Here is a 14,969-nt window from a genome sequence, read left to right on the forward strand (position 1 = left end):
CCTGGGTACACAGGTTAGGAGTCGGGGTGAACTCACCGAACGAGTCGGGCTCCCCCAAAAAGGGCGATAACTCGAATGGGGACGGTGCTGTCGAGCGGACCGGTAGTCACCGGGCGGCGCCGGAATCGACGGGCCGCAGCCCCGAGGCCGGAGACTCGCCGCCATGGCAGCGGGGCGCCGCACGCGCCAGCCGGTCCGCGCCGGAAGCACCGGCGGAGCCGAGACCGTCGAACCCGACGAGCGGCATCGACGCGCGGCTGAACCGCTTCATTTCGGGGACGGCGGCCGGCTCGTCGAGCCACGCGCTGAACGAGACCCAGGATTTCGATGCCGGACCGGCACGCAGCGACGGGCCGCCGACCGAGGCTTACGCCAGCGAGTTGCCGGATCTGTCGGGGCCGCCACGATCCCCGCAGCGTAAACCCGCATCCGAGCGGGCTTCGGAGACGGCCACCACCTCCAGCACGGCCCGTACACAGACAACCGAAAGCCGCGAGGCCCGCGAAGCCCGGGAGGCACGCGAAGCCCGGGAGGCGCGAGAAAAGCGCGAAGGCCGGGTGCACGTGTCGCGAAGGGCCCGGGGACCGGTTCGAGCCAGCATGCAGATCCGCCGGATCGATCCGTGGAGCACTTTGAAGGTGTCACTGCTGCTCTCGGTGGCGTTGTTCTTCGTCTGGATGATCGCGGTCGCGTTCCTGTACCTGGTGCTCGGCGGCATGGGTGTATGGGCCAAACTCAACAGCAACGTCGGTGACCTGCTGAACAACACCAGCGGCAGCGCCGGTGAGCTGGTTTCCAGCGGCACCATCTTCGGCGGCGCCGTGCTGATCGGCTTGGTCAACATTGTGCTGCTGACCGCGATGGCGACCATCGGGGCGTTCATCTACAACCTGGCCACCGACCTGATCGGCGGCATCGAAGTGACCCTCGCCGATCTGGACTAGTCGAGCGGCTTTTGGGAGTGGGGAGTCGATTGCGGTAATCTCGTCGCTCGGCCGTACCCGTGTACGGGCCTATAGCTCAGGCGGTTAGAGCGCTTCGCTGATAACGAAGAGGTCGGAGGTTCGAGTCCTCCTAGGCCCACAACCATGTGCTCGTCAAGACGTTGTGTGAGGCTCGCATTGCCACTGGCAGCGCTCGCTGTGGTGGTGGCGGTGGTGCGGTCCCGACGCGACGTCGAGGTGTGGCATGTGGCGGTGACCGATCCACCCGATGGCCCACCCCGTGGCGTCGAGGGGCCTTAGCTCAGTTGGTAGAGCACTGCCTTTGCAAGGCAGGTGTCAGGGGTTCGATTCCCCTAGGCTCCACTTTTTGCTGGGTATTGCCTCGGCTGATTCTCTGATTCTTTACAGCTGTTTCGGTTGATCCTTGACACTGCCTAGATGAGGGAGTTGAGCGTGGCTGAGCAGCGGTGTCAGGCCGTGATGTCAGTGATTGCCACTGGTTTGTTTCCACTGATTCGACACCTCGGCGTCACCGAAGGTCTCTATTCCGAGACCGCGTTCAGTTCTGTTCGGGCCTGGTCGATTTGGTCGTAGGCGTAGGTCACCATGGCGGCGGTGTTCATGGATTCACCCTTGCGGGCGAGCGATTCGTAGGTTTGGTCGCCGAGAACCTCGCGGAGGTGGGTGATCGCTGCGCCGAGTTCCCGTGCGGCCACGGGATTGACCGTTGCGAAACCAGTGATGGTGGCCGCTGGTTCGTAGCGTCCGAGCCGGTCGAGGGCAACGGCCAGGAATGCCAGCGAGATATGCAACGTGCCGATGTTGCCCGACTCATGGATGTTGCGGATGGCCACGTCTAGGTGATTCAACGCCGCCGCCCGGTCCCCGTGTTCGATCTCAATTCCGGCCAGCCAGTGCGAAAATTGCGTCTCATACGTTCGGTTGCCGCTGTCCCGCGCGACGGTCACACCGCGGCGCGACGCCTCGAGCGCACGGCCTGGATCAGCGTCGCGGAACACATACCCGCACACGTTAAGTGTGTACGCAAGCACCATCGGATTTTGACTGGCTTCGGCGGCGTCGATGAGGCCGTTGGCGGTGACCATCGCTTCGTCAGTCGAACCGGAGGAGATTAAAGCGGACACCAGATGCACCCTGGCCCATATGTTGGCTTCGCCGGTGCGGGCCAGCTGGGCGCGGCTTAGCTCGAGATAACGTTCGGGCCGGCCGACGAACAGATAGGCAAGGCCGAGCCACACCTCGCCGAAGTACGACACCTTATCGCTCGCAGCGGCGATGACTGTCTGGCCGATCTCGCTATAGCGCACGGCTTCTTCGAAGCGTCCGACGACCATGCACAACGACGCCACAGCACAAACGGCGGCGAGTCGAGGATGTTCGACGCCGCGCAGGGGTTCTATCAACTCTTCGGCCCAAGTTGTCGGTTCGCCGTTCTCGAGACAGGGGCCAAGCCACCCTGCATACGCCGCGATGGCGGCGCCCGCGTCCAGGTCGCCTTGATCGGCAGCCCACCGAAACGCCGTGCGCAGGTTGGCCAACTCGACCGTGAACCAGTCGTAGGCCTCGCGCTGGCGCGGGCTGTCCCACAGGTCCATGATGTCGGTTTCCCGTCCGGCGAAGTACCGCGCGTGGGCGGTCCGGACCGCTTCTGCCGCACCGGATGTGACGAGTTGTTCCTCGGCGAACTGGCGGATCGTTTCGAGCATCGAAAAACGTGTGCGTGAAGCAGACTGGTCCGCGACGAGCAGTGACTTGCGCACCAGAGCGTCGAGCACCTCGAGGATGGCGTACTCGTCGAGGACGTGAGAGTTGCTGAATCCGGCTATCGCGCAGGCGCTTTGGAGGTCGAAGCCGCCCGCGAACACCGAACAGCGTTCCAGCACTGTCTTTTCGGTGTCGTCGAGCAGGTCGTAGGACCAGGCGACGGCGTGGCGCAGCGTGTGGTGACGTTCCAGGCCGCGCCGCGCGCCGACCAGCAGCCTGAAGCGGTGATCAAGACGGTCACGCATTTCACTGGCGGTCATCGACGCCATCCGGGAGGCGGCCAGTTCGATGGCCAATGGAATCCCGTCCAGGCGCCGACAAATCTCGGTGACTGCGGTGGCTTCATCGCCGTCGACCATCGAGAAACTCGGCGAAATGCCCTGTGCGCGTTCGACGAACAGGCTGACGGCCGCGGAGTCGATTCCGGCGGCGGCGTCCAGCGAGCGCACCGGCCGAACCTGCTCGTCTGGGACTCCGAGTCCCTCGCGGCTGGTGGCCAGGATTCGTACAGTCGCCGACCTTGCGAGTATCGCTTCGATCAAGTCAGCGGCGGCAGCGAGGACGTGCTCGCAATTGTCGATCACCAACAGCCGGACCCGGCCCTCCAACGCAGCGGCCACCGACTCACTGACGGTCTTACCCGGTTGCTGGGTGATGCCCAGCACCGCTGCTACGGCATCGGGAACCGCCGCCGGGTCAGTCACCGCGGCCAACTCGAAAAACCAAACGCCGTCAGGAAACTCATCAGCCAGATGCGTTGCGACTTCTATTGCCAGACGGGTCTTACCGACCCCACCCACACCGGTCAGCGTCACCAAGCGATGCGCCCTGACCGCCGCTTCAAGCTCGGCGACCTCGGACTCACGTCCAATCAAGCTGGTAGTCGCAGGCCGCAGATTTCCGGGAGTGGTATCGAGCGCCCGCAACGGGGGAAACTCCGTCCGAAGTCCCGCCGCCTGGACTTGAAACATCGCTATGGGCATGGGTACATCCCGCAACCTACGCGGCCCCAGATTGACCAGGTTTACTCCGGCAAGCAGACCCGCCGTCGAGTCCGCCACGAGAATCTGACCACCATGCCCGGCGGCCATCACCCGCGCCGCACGGTTGAGCACCGTGCCGAAGTAGTCGCCGTCGCGCAGTTCGGCTTCGCCGGTGGCGATGCCCATCCGCACCGGCAAGTCCAGTGCCCGCTGCGCGGCCACCGCCGCATCCACCGCTGACCTGGGCGAGGCGAACGCCGCGCACACCCCGTCACCGGTGTGCTTGAACAGCCAGCCGCCGTGGGTTTCGATCGCGGTACGCAATACCTGATCGTGGGCGTTAGCGCGGCGCGCATCGCATCGGCGTCGGCTTCCCACCGACGGGTCGAGCCCTCCACGTCGGTGAACAAAAAGGTCACCACCCCGGTAGGGGCGACCCCGGCGGCCACCCGCACAGGATGTCACACAAACCCCTGCTCAGGACCGCACTTTGCCGTTGACTCTGGGTGTGCGGCGCAAGAATACGAGTGTGGCGCGCCCTCAGCGCAGTCAACGCCAGGAGCGCCGGCCCCTGGCCATCCGCCATTGCGCCGAGGCACCCGCCGCGTAGCTGCGAACGGAAATTCGCGTAGTCCACTACGCGGTACATCCCGGCCTGCGCACGCGAAGCTGGACGCAATGGAAGGTGGGCACAGCAACGGCGATAGCCCGTCGACCTGGCCGGAAACCACAAGGAGGCCCGAAATGACCGCAACGGCAGAAACCCTCGCCCTCGCCGCACCGGATACTGAGCCCAACCCCCAAGTCGGGGTGCCGCCGCCGGTATTGATCACCGTGCAAGAGGTTGCCTTCAGCACCGCGGCGGCGATGCCAGTGCGGCCGACGACGCGGCGGCCGTCGGCCGGCGGGCTCTCCGTTGTCGTCACCGCAATGCGCAGGATGCTTGCGGCATCAACACCTGACGTGCGCGCGTCCCGCGGGGACTATCCGAAGCGCTATTCCTTCCTTGAGAACGCCTGCATGTCGCGGGAAATGGATCGCCTGTAACCCGCTACGGACTCGGGCAGCAGTTCGCGCCGCTTTGGCTTTAGTCGCTCGCAAAGGGGGAGGCCGTGAACGCCGTTGTGGTAGCGCTGGTCCTGATCGGGGCACCAACTTTCGCCGTGGGTGTCAGCTATCTGCAGGCGATGTTGGAGCGCTGGGACTATCAGCGCCGCGCACAAGACTGATGAGTCAGCGCGCCGGCGAACGACTTGAAATAGTCGAGTAATGGTCTCGTTTGGTGGCTGGCGCATGGTTATAGTCGCCGTGTGATCAGCGGAGATCCGTTGACAGGGCGCGACAGCGAATTAGCCGCCATTCACCGCGCACTAGGCGGGGCGGGTAGGTACTCCGGCGTGGTAATCGTCGGAGACGCGGGCGTGGGCAAGACAGCGCTCGCCCGCGAAGTCCTTCGTCGCGCCGAAGCCGCCGGCGAGCGCACGAACTGGGTCGTCGGCACGGAATCGGCGCGCCCGCTGCCGCTGGGCGCGTTCATCGGATCGCTCGGCGACGAGATGGCCGATCCACTGACCAACGTGCGTCGGGTCACCAATTCCTTTGTCGCCCAACAAGGCCGGGGCCGCGTTCTGGTGGGTGTCGACGACGCGCACCTGCTCGATGGATTGTCTGCACTCGTTGTACACCAGCTGGCGCAGTCGCGTGGGACTCGCCTGGTCGTCACGGTGCGCACGGGTGGCGACGAGCCCGACGCGGTGACTGCGCTGTGGAAAGACGGTCTGTTGGCCCGTCTGGACCTTGCGACCCTGTCCGAAGAGTCCACCCGCGGCTTGATCGAGAGCACGCTTGGCGGAGCCGTCGATTCTCGCAGCGCCCATCGGTTGTGGAAGCTCACCGCGGGCAACGCATTGTTTTTGCGTCAGCTGTTGAGTGCCCAGCTTGCGGCGGGACGGATCCGGCAAGTGGCCGGGGTGTGGATGTGGGACGACGACGTGGCGGTCTCGGCGAGCCTGCACGACGCGGTTGGGCGGCAGCTCAGTTGTCTCACCCCGCAATTGGCGTTGGTTGTCGACACGTTGTCGCAGTGTGAGCCCTTGGCGGTGGACGTGTTGTGCGACCTGGTGGGACGCGACGAGCTGGAGGTCGCCGAGCAGATGCATCTGGTGAGCGTTGAGCGTACGGGCGACACACTGATGACGCGGCTGGCGCACCCGCTCCTTGGTGAACTGCGCCGCGCAACGGCAGGCGAGATGTACTTGTCGAGAATTCGGGGCAGGTTGGCGCAACGGCTGGCGAAAGACCCTGACGCCGACATGCGCGCAACCGTGCGCCGGGCGCTGCTCACCCTCGAGTCCGACCTCGACCCCCACCCCGAGCTGTACCTGGAATCGGCACGGCATGCGATGACGCTGCTCGATCTCACCCTGGCTGATCGATTTGCAACCGCTGCTACCGAAGCGGGGTTAGCCGACGCCATGGGGGTTCGGGCGATGAACCTGGTACTTCTCGGTCGCGGCGAGCAGGCGGAAACGGCCTTGCGGGAGATCGGTGAAGGCTGTGAGGACGCGCATCATTGGGCGACGGTGCGGGCGGCCAACCTGGTCTGGATGCTTGGCCGACCCAACGACGCCGCGGAGATCCTCGACGGCTTGGCGCGGATGCAGGAAACTCCGTCGCAGCGGGCGGAGCGCACCGCTGTCGAAGCCTGCGTCGACGCGGTGTCCGCGCGCTGTGTATCAGCCGCTGAAAAGGCCAGAGCCGCACTGAGTTCCGCGGATTTGCCGGATTTTCACGCAATGATGGCATCGCTGGCGCTGATCATGGCAATGGGCGCGCTGGGAGACGTTGACGACCTCACATCTGTCGCCCAGCAGGCATTGCGTCGCGCTACCACGTCTTTTCAGGCGTCGCACATGCGGTTCTGGTTCGGTGCTGTCTACGGCCGGGCCTGCCGATTGACCGGCCGCATCGACGAATTCATTACTGCCGCAGCGCAGCTCGCCGACTCAGCGCGCGATGTTCCTGGCCTTGCTTATGCAAACCTGGCATTCCTGTTGGGTCAGGCCGAGCTGGTTCGCGGCGCCGCTGGCGACGCGGTGAAACTCCTTCACGAAGCGCAGGCAGGGGTGCAAAGGCACAGCGTCACAACGGGCCTGCACCCCGCTAGCTGCTTTGCGTTGGCTGAAGCACACGCCAAGCTGGGCCAGCCCGAGGAAGCCAACGACGCGGCGGCCAAAGCCCGGTCGTGTGTTCCGCCCGACTACCTGTTCATGCACACCGGGTTGGCCCTGGCGACCGGTTGGGCGTTGGCCACCAGCGGTTGCCTGACCGACGCTGTCGAGACCGCGCGGGCCGCGGCCGCGCAGGCGCGCGAGCGCGCTCAGCCGACCCACGAGCTCGCTTGCATCCAGGCCGCGGCCCAGTGGGGTGATAGCTGCGGTGCGGAACGCGCGCGCGAACTGGCCGGGGCGTTGTCGTTGCCGCTCGCCAATGCGGTTGCGCGACACACGGAATCGCTGCGGGCCAACGATGGCGATGGGCTGCTGGCAGCGTCATCCGAGTACCGGGCCATCGGTGATCGGGCCGCGGCCGCCGACACCGCAGCGCAGGCGGCCGCGATGTTCACCCGCAATGACCGAAGCAAGCGCGGCCTCTATGCGGCAGCGCTCGCGCGGGAATTGGCGGACGAGTGCGGTGGGCTGGACACGCCGGCATTGCGCAGCCGCGTGGGTCTTCCCCTGTCGGGCCGCCAGCGCGGCGTCGTCGAACTCGTCGTCGCCGGCCTTTCCAACCGCGAGATCGCCGAACGGTTGGTGATGTCGGTGCGCACCGTCGAGGGCCACGTATATCGCGCGTGTCAACGGGTGGGTGCCCAATCTCGCGAAGAGCTGGCGTCCATCCTGAGCGCCGGTCGCGGCGGACGCTGAGCCCGCGCGAAACCACATTTGCGAGGCCCTGCCGCAACACAAGTAGTCGACTACGCTATTGAGCTTTTGCGCTCGTCCCGAGGATTGAAGGCGTCGAAAATCGTCGCGAGCCCGGGAGGTCATCGTGAGTGTCGCTGTCATTGGATCGAAAACCCCGAGCGTGTTCGAAGCTGACCTTCCTGCGGTCGGGTACGAAGAGGCCCCGAGTCCCGACGAGGCTCACCGGAACCTCCGAAAAGCGCTTGAGCAGAGCTCGATCGCGATGGGGCCGCACGGCCCCGAGATACTGAGCTACGACCTGGTGCACACCACGCTGCGCGACCATCGGTTCAGCCCACCCCCGGGGCTCGGCCTCGAAACACAGGGCATCACCTCCGGCCCGCTGTGGTTTCGTACGAGCACCAGCTTGCTGGCCATGAACGGCACCGATCACACCCGGCTTCGCCGACTCGTGTCGAAGGCGTTCACGCCGCGGTCGGTGGCCCGACTCGACACCACGATCACGGACATCCTCAACGAGTTGATCGACCCGCTGATGGCCACGGGACGCTGCGAGATTGTCGGGGACGTCGCTCGGCCGTATCCGGTTCCGGTCATCAGCGCGCTCCTGGGTGCTCCTCGCCAGGATTGGCGGCGCTTTTCCGCGTGGGCCGACGACTTCTTCAAGCTCTTCACGTGGAACGTCGCGGCCTACGAGCGCGAAATCCTCACGGCGTGGGAAGAACTCGACGGGTACATCGACGACATGGTGGCCGATCGGCGCCATTCACTCACCGACGATCTGATTTCCGAACTGATCCGCGCCGAGGACGATGGCGACCGGCTGAGCATCGAAGAGTTGCGGATGCTTGCGGCCGGAATTCTGATGGCGGGCACCGACACCACTCGCAACCAAGTAGCCGCGGCGGTGGATGTGTTCTGCGACCATCCCGAGCAATGGGAACTCCTCGCGGAGCAGCCCGAGCTGGCGATGAAGGCCGCGGAGGAAGTGATGCGTTATTCCCCAGTGGTTTTTGGCGTGATGCGGATCGCGGCTGAGGACGTCGAGCTGGAAGGGGTCATCATTCCGGCAGGCACCTTCGTCCTGTGCAACACGGCCGCCGCCAACCGCGACCCCAGCGTCTTCGACGAGCCGGATCGCCTCGACATCACGCGCAAGGGCGCGGCGCCGATGCAGACATTCGGCGCGGGCGCGCACTACTGTCTTGGCGCGAACCTCGCCAGGCGCGAGCTTGCCGAGGCGCTGCGGGTGATGGCCGGCCGGATGCGGAATCTGCGTCACACTGGGCCGTCGGTGTGGAAGCCGATCGTCGGAATCACCGGCCCGGCAACGCTTCCGGTTCAGTTCGACGCCGCCTAGCCTGCTGACAGAAATGCTGTCGGGTTCTCCGGGAAGGCCGTTAGTCCCCGGCCGCGCCTAGGGCCGCGGCTGGACTTCCACGCTCGGCGGCCGGGGCGACGGCTCCGGACGCATCGAGCGCCGCACGATGCTGAAGGTGACGGCCCCGACGGCCAGCGTCGCAGCGGCGGCGCCGGCGATCAGCCACGGCCGCTTGTTGTGTCGCCGGGATCGGCGGGCCTCCTGGAATGCCTGCGGGAGGTTGGTGACCACCTCTTGGGCTGCGGCGAGTTCTTGAGCGAGTGATTCCTGCGCGGCAGCGAGTTCCCTGGCCAGCTTGCCTTCTTGATAGCGGCGGCGCAGCGACGACGCGGTTGTCTGCGCGGAATTCAGCCCGATCCCGAAAAGGCCGAGTGTGACGTCCAACGGGCCCACGGCTGAGTAGGTCAGGCCGCGGGTCAATCGCTCCTGAGGGGTTAGCCGGGCTTGCGTCTTCGCGCTCATCTGCCGCCTTTCTGCGTTCTTTCGAGGTCCTAGCCGTCGCTGCCCTGATACCTCCACAGACTGCCACCATCGGGCCGCTCGCGGGCACGTTGCGGGCACGCCGCGTCGGGTGACACCCGGTGCGGCCCCGCGCCCGCTTGATGGCAGACTGTGTTCCCGTGACCAACAGCCCTTATCAGACCGCCACCGCCACGCTGCACACCAACCGCGGTGACATCAAGATCGCCCTGTTCGGAAACCACGCGCCCAAGACCGTCGCGAACTTCGTCGGCCTGGCGCAGGGAACCAAGGAATACTCGACCCAGAACGCATCGGGCGGGCCTTCCGGTCCGTTCTACGATGGCGCGGTCTTTCACCGGGTGATCAAGGGTTTCATGATCCAGGGCGGCGACCCGACGGGAACCGGCCGCGGCGGCCCGGGCTACAAGTTCGCCGACGAGTTCCACCCCGAGCTGCAATTCGACAAGCCCTATCTGCTGGCGATGGCCAACGCGGGTCCGGGCACCAACGGCTCACAGTTCTTCATCACCGTCGGGCAGACACCTCACCTCAACCGCCGGCACACGATCTTCGGTGAAGTGACCGACCCCGAGTCGCAGCGGGTCGTCGACGCCATCGCCACGACGCCCACCGATGGCAACGACCGGCCCACCGAGCCGGTCGTCATCGAGTCGATCACGATCTCCTAAGTCGGCACGGGCGGCCGGCCCCCGCGGCAGTGCGCAAAATGCCGTCCGCAACGGGCGTGTCGGTGCACATACGCGCACGCTCGCCGGGAGGGTGCTTATGGGAGGCCGTAGCCGGCCTCGGTGAGCGCGTCGAGCACGTCCAGCGGATTGGTCCCGAGGTCCCAACGGGACAGCACGGTCAGACCGCCGTCGACCGTTTCGATCTCGAGCAACCGCACGGTGCGGGCCCAGCGGCGAAACTCCGTGATCCGGATGATCTTGATGTCGGAGGGTTGCAATAGCTGCGTGCGGAACCACCCCCGCAAGGCCAGACCGGCGGAGGTAATTGCCAGCTTTGGACGCGCGCGCCACGAGAAGCCCGCAAACAAGATCAAACCCAGTGCGGCAATGCCCGCCATTACGCGCCCTGGCACATCTGTGACCACGGTCACACCGACAATAGCCATCACGACGCCCGCAACGCCGCAACCAGCGATTCCGGCGGCGGGAGGCTCCCACTGAGTTTGCTGCATGAGGGTTCTACACCCTCCCACCACTGTCGATGCAGTTATCCACAAGCGCTATCAACAGTGGGGATAAATCACACGCGTGTGATTGAGGGACCGGAAAGTTGCTGGCTCAGTAAAGAGATGGCACCAAAATGAATTCATCACGTGTCTAAGGTTGCTCAGTGCCAGCGCATCGTGAGCAACAATCCGGTGATCATGAAAGCGAACGCGATCGCGTAGTTCCACGGCCCCAGTTCCGCCATCCAGTGCAGCGCGGCCGGGGCCTGGCTGCCCACCGCCGCCAACTGGAACACCATCAGCCAGACCAGGCCGATCAGCATCAGACCGACAAACAACGCGACGAACCACACGCTCGACGGTCCGACCTTGACTTTCACCGGTGTGCGGCTCACCGCGCTGACAGTGAAGTCGTTCTTTTTGCGGACCTTGGACTTGGGCATGATTACCTCGGGCTACCTCGGGGACTACTCGGGAACTAGCTCAATACCTCGACAACGCAGCAAGCGGGACGGATGCAACGATAGCGAGTGCATGCCCAGGCACGCTCGGGCATAGCTTGGCTACGAGACTAACCCACCTGGGACCGCGACCGAGGAACGGAACTCCGATGAAACGTGCGCAGGACGCACAGGACGCCAAGGAGGCGACGAACGCGCGTCGCTCACCCTGGCGTTTCGGTGTGCCGTTGGTGTGCCTGCTGGCCGGTCTGCTGCTGGCCGCCACGCACGGGGTATCCGGCGGGGCCGAAATCCGTCGCAGTGACGCGCCGCGGCTGGTCGACCTGGTCCGCGAGACGCGGTCATCGGTGAGCCGTCTGGATGCCGAGCGCAATGCGCTGGCCGCCAAGATCGACGCGGCGCACGGCAGGTCTTCGGACGCCGCGCTGGCGGCGATGCTGAGGCGGTCCGCCGAGCTGGCCGGTGAGGCGGGCATGAACCCGGTCCACGGGCCGGGTTTGGTGGTGACCCTCGACGACGCGCAGCGCGACACCAATGGCCGCTTCCCGCGCGACGCCTCCCCCGACGACCTGGTGGTGCATCAGCAAGATATCGAGGCCGTCCTCAACGCGTTGTGGAGCGCGGGCGCCGAGGCGATTCAGATGCAGGACCAGCGAATCATTGCGACCTCGATGCCCCGCTGTGTGGGCAACACGTTGCTGCTCAACGGCCGCACCTACAGCCCGCCGTACGCGATCACGGCGATCGGCAATGCGTCGGCCATGCAGGCCGCCCTTGCCGGCGCTCCCCTGGTGACCCTCTACAAGCAGTACGTGGTGCGGTTCGGTCTCGGCTACCGCGAGGAGGTCAAGCCGGACGTGCAGATCGTCGGGCGCACCGAGCCGGTCCGGATGCACTTCGCGCAGCCCGCGGGCCCCATCGGCTACTGAAGGTAGCCTGGCACGATGCGGATTCTGGTCGTCGACAACTACGACAGCTTCGTTTTCAACCTGGTGCAATACCTCGGACAGCTCGGTGTCGAGGCCCAGGTGTGGCGCAATGACGACGCCCGGTTGTCCGACGAGACCGTCCAGCACTTCGACGGCGTGCTGCTGAGTCCGGGTCCGGGCACCCCGGAACGGGCCGGCGCGTCGATCAATCTGGTGCGTGCGTGCGCTGCGGCGCGGACCCCGCTGCTGGGGGTCTGCCTGGGACACCAGGCCATCGGCGTGGCGTTCGGTGCCACCGTCGACCGCGCCCCCGAGCTGCTGCACGGCAAGACCAGCCAGGTCTTCCATACGAATATCGGTGTGCTGCAAGGGCTTCCGGATCCCTTCACTGCGACGCGGTACCACTCGCTGACCATCCTGCCGGAGTCGCTGCCGAGGGTGCTCGAGGTCACGGCGCGCACCCGCAGCGGCGTGATCATGGGTGTGCGACACACCGAATTACCGATCCACGGCGTCCAGTTCCATCCCGAGTCGATCCTGACCGAAGGCGGCCACCGGATGCTGGCCAACTGGCTGGAGTTCTGCGGGTGGACACGAGACGACACACTGGTGCGTCGGCTGGAGAATGAGGTGCTCGCCGCGGTGCGGCCACACCTGCCGACGGAAATCGAGGCTACTGGCCGAACGTCAGCGTGATGATCCCGTTGAAGTTGACCGGGGTCCCGGCCGTCGGGCTTTGCGAGATGACCTTGTTGTGCCCAGCTCCGCCGGCGTCCACGTCGGGGCCCCGATCCAGTGCGCCCGTCCATCCCAGGTTGCGTAGTCGCGGTTCGGCGTCGACCCAGAACATGCCGCGCACGTCCGGCATCACGAACTGGTTGCCCTTGGACACCTGCAGCTCGATCACCGAGTCGACGGCGGCGGGCTGGCCCGGGGGCGGATTGGTGCCGATCACCTCGCCTTTCGGGCGGGGGCTGTCCACATCGGCCTGACTGAACTTGCTGAAGCCGTAGACGGTCAGGTTCTTCTGCGCCAGCTCAACGGTCTGACCCTTGACGTCGGGGACCTGTTTGGTCTCCGGCCCGGAGCCGATGATGACGGTGATCACGTTGGTGATCGCGTACGACTGGGTGGCCGGGGGGTTCGTCCCGATGACCTTGCCCGCCTGCTCGGGGGTTGACGCCGACGTCGTCTGCTTGAACTTGCTGAATCCGGCCCGCTTCAGCCGGTCAACCGCCTCGGTGTAGGTCATCGAGGCGACGTCGGGTATTTCGCGTTGCTCCGGGCCGGTCGACACGTTGATGGTGATCACGTCGCCCGCACCCACCGAGGTGTTGGCGCCGGGCTCCGTGCCGATGACATGGTCGGGCGGGATCGTCGAGTCGGGTTTCTGCTGGGTGCGTGTCTTGAAGCCCTTGTTCTGCAGCGAGGCAATGGCGTCGGCCGACACTTGACCGCGCACGTCGGGCACCTGAACGTCTCGGGGGCTTCCGCCGAACGTGTTGAAGCCGATGACGACGACGATCGTCAGCACCGCCAGCACGGCGACCACGGCAGCCCAGCGGCCGATCGAACCGCCGCCGCGCTCGCCGTCGTCGTCGTCGAAGTTCTGCCTGGGCAACGGGTCGGTGCGGGAGCCCCCGTACCCGCCACCACCGGACGACAGCAGTGAACTCCGGTCGGCGTCGGTCAGCACCTTGGGCGCCTCGGGCGTCTCGCCGTTGTGCACCCGAACCAGGTCGGCACGCATCTCGGCCGCGGTCTGGTAGCGGTTGTCGGGGTTTTTGGCCAGGGCCTTGAGAATGACCGCGTCGAGGTCGGCGGAAATCCCCTCGTGCCGTTCCGACGGCGGAACCGGGTCTTCGCGGACATGCTGGTAGGCCACCGCGACGGGCGAGTCGCCCGTGAATGGCGGTTCACCGGTGATGATTTCGTAAAGAACGCAGCCCAGTGAGTAGACGTCGGACCGCGCGTCGACGGAGTCGCCGCGGGCCTGTTCGGGCGAGAGGTATTGCGCGGTTCCGATCACCGCCGCCGTCTGGGTGACGCTGTTGCCGCCGTCGGCTATGGCGCGGGCGATGCCGAAGTCCATCACCTTGACCGCGTTGGTGGTGCTGATCATGATGTTCGCCGGCTTGACATCGCGATGGATGATGCCGTTCTGGTGGCTGAAGTTCAGCGCCTGGCAGGCGTCGGCGATGATCTCGATGGCCCGCCGGGGCGGCATCGGACCGTCGGTGTGCACGATGTCGCGCAGCGTGACGCCGTCGACGTACTCCATGACGATGTAGGGCAGCGGACCCGACGGCGTTTCCGCCTCGCCGGTGTCATACACCGCGACTATCGACGGGTGGTTCAGCGCCGCCGCGTTCTGCGCCTCCCGCCGGAAGCGCAGGTAGAAGCTGGGGTCGCGGGCCAGATCCGCGCGCAGCACCTTTACCGCGACGTCGCGGTGCAAGCGGAGGTCGCGGGCCAGATGAACCTCGGACATACCCCCGAAACCGAGGATGTCGCCCAGTTCATAGCGGTCGGAAAGGTGCTGGGGGGTAGTCATTCCGGTGTCTCAAGTCGGGCCGGCGACGAACCGGGTTGCGGCATCAACCTGACAACCCAGCCGAGTTCGGCCGGTTGACGTCCAGAATTACCCGCTTGGGCGCGATCCGTCCAATTCAGTCCCGGCTGGCCGGACGCCATCCCGCTCGGCGTGTTGCTGGCCGGTGGGGTTCCGGTGTCGGTCAACGTCGGTGTGGGCGACTCGTTTCCACCGCGATTCATGACGATGAGCACGGCGATGATGATCGCCAGGGCTCCGAGCACCCCGGCGGCCCACAGCAGCGCGCGCTGCCCGGAGGAGAAGGTGCGCCGTGCCGGCGGGCGACGGCCGCCGGTCGACGGCCGGGACC

Annotated in this window: 12 protein-coding genes, 2 tRNA genes and 1 pseudogene; 9 read left to right on the plus strand and 6 right to left on the minus strand. The window is 65.9% G+C overall.

Annotated elements, in window-relative coordinates:
* Positions 1 to 26 precede the first annotated feature (26 nt).
* The 3 genes from A5791_RS01200 (at position 27) to A5791_RS01210 (ending at position 1,307) form a co-directional block, all read left to right on the plus strand.
* Complete coding sequence (locus A5791_RS01200; protein WP_067229679.1) at positions 27 to 944, plus strand: DUF3566 domain-containing protein; 918 nt, start codon at positions 27 to 29, stop codon at positions 942 to 944.
* Between the two features lie 65 nt (positions 945 to 1,009).
* Positions 1,010 to 1,083 (plus strand) — tRNA-Ile (locus A5791_RS01205).
* A gap of 151 nt (positions 1,084 to 1,234) precedes the next feature.
* Positions 1,235 to 1,307, plus strand: a tRNA-Ala gene (locus tag A5791_RS01210).
* Between the two features lie 179 nt (positions 1,308 to 1,486).
* On the opposite strand, the gene A5791_RS01215 is transcribed toward A5791_RS01210, so the two are convergent.
* On the minus strand, positions 1,487 to 4,036 hold the full coding sequence (locus A5791_RS01215) for an adenylate/guanylate cyclase domain-containing protein (RefSeq protein ID WP_369827998.1): 2,550 nt from the start codon (positions 4,034 to 4,036) through the stop codon (positions 1,487 to 1,489).
* Between the two features lie 420 nt (positions 4,037 to 4,456).
* Between A5791_RS01215 and A5791_RS01220 the strand changes: the two genes are divergently transcribed.
* The 3 genes from A5791_RS01220 to A5791_RS01230 all read left to right on the plus strand — a co-directional run bounded on the left by A5791_RS01220 (position 4,457) and on the right by A5791_RS01230 (position 8,998).
* Entirely contained in the window at positions 4,457 to 4,759 is a 303-nt protein-coding gene (locus A5791_RS01220; protein ID WP_067229683.1) for a hypothetical protein, read from the plus strand.
* A 263-nt stretch (positions 4,760 to 5,022) separates the two neighbouring features.
* On the plus strand, positions 5,023 to 7,638 hold the full coding sequence (locus A5791_RS01225; protein ID WP_067229687.1) for a LuxR C-terminal-related transcriptional regulator: 2,616 nt from the start codon (positions 5,023 to 5,025) through the stop codon (positions 7,636 to 7,638).
* Positions 7,639 to 7,762: 124 nt separating this feature from the next.
* Complete coding sequence (locus A5791_RS01230; protein WP_067229690.1) at positions 7,763 to 8,998, plus strand: cytochrome P450; 1,236 nt, start codon at positions 7,763 to 7,765, stop codon at positions 8,996 to 8,998.
* A 57-nt stretch (positions 8,999 to 9,055) separates the two neighbouring features.
* Here A5791_RS01230 and cwsA read toward each other — a convergent pair whose 3' ends face one another.
* Positions 9,056 to 9,481, minus strand: a complete 426-nt coding sequence (cwsA, locus tag A5791_RS01235; RefSeq protein ID WP_067229693.1) for a cell wall synthesis protein CwsA — start codon at positions 9,479 to 9,481, stop codon at positions 9,056 to 9,058.
* A 140-nt stretch (positions 9,482 to 9,621) separates the two neighbouring features.
* Here cwsA and A5791_RS01240 point away from each other — a divergent pair, with 140 nt between their 5' ends.
* Positions 9,622 to 10,170, plus strand: a complete 549-nt coding sequence (locus A5791_RS01240) for a peptidylprolyl isomerase (protein WP_067229696.1) — start codon at positions 9,622 to 9,624, stop codon at positions 10,168 to 10,170.
* A gap of 95 nt (positions 10,171 to 10,265) precedes the next feature.
* On the opposite strand, the gene A5791_RS01245 is transcribed toward A5791_RS01240, so the two are convergent.
* A complete protein-coding gene (locus A5791_RS01245; protein ID WP_067229699.1) occupies positions 10,266 to 10,682 on the minus strand; it encodes a PH domain-containing protein in 417 nt (138 codons plus the stop codon).
* Between the two features lie 155 nt (positions 10,683 to 10,837).
* The gene (gene crgA / locus A5791_RS01250) at positions 10,838 to 11,119 is read right to left on the minus strand and encodes a cell division protein CrgA (protein WP_067229704.1); all 282 of its coding nucleotides are present in this window, start codon (positions 11,117 to 11,119) and stop codon (positions 10,838 to 10,840) included.
* A gap of 167 nt (positions 11,120 to 11,286) precedes the next feature.
* Between crgA and A5791_RS01255 the strand changes: the two genes are divergently transcribed.
* Both A5791_RS01255 and A5791_RS01260 read left to right on the plus strand, forming a co-directional pair.
* Positions 11,287 to 12,066, plus strand: a complete 780-nt coding sequence (locus A5791_RS01255; RefSeq protein ID WP_067229707.1) for a DUF881 domain-containing protein — start codon at positions 11,287 to 11,289, stop codon at positions 12,064 to 12,066.
* Between the two features lie 15 nt (positions 12,067 to 12,081).
* Entirely contained in the window at positions 12,082 to 12,762 is a 681-nt protein-coding gene (locus tag A5791_RS01260; RefSeq protein ID WP_067229711.1) for an aminodeoxychorismate/anthranilate synthase component II, read from the plus strand.
* On the opposite strand, the gene pknB is transcribed toward A5791_RS01260, so the two are convergent.
* On the minus strand, positions 12,740 to 14,620 hold the full coding sequence (pknB, locus tag A5791_RS01265; RefSeq protein WP_067229714.1) for a Stk1 family PASTA domain-containing Ser/Thr kinase: 1,881 nt from the start codon (positions 14,618 to 14,620) through the stop codon (positions 12,740 to 12,742). The genes A5791_RS01260 and pknB overlap by 23 nt on opposite strands.
* A pseudogene (locus A5791_RS26300) lies at positions 14,617 to 14,969 on the minus strand (serine/threonine protein kinase); the annotation flags it as partial. The pseudogene A5791_RS26300 and the gene pknB, both read right to left, overlap by 4 nt.

Source organism: Mycobacterium sp. 852002-51163_SCH5372311 (assembly GCF_001667115.1).
Classification (GTDB): Bacteria; Actinomycetota; Actinomycetes; order Mycobacteriales; family Mycobacteriaceae; genus Mycobacterium.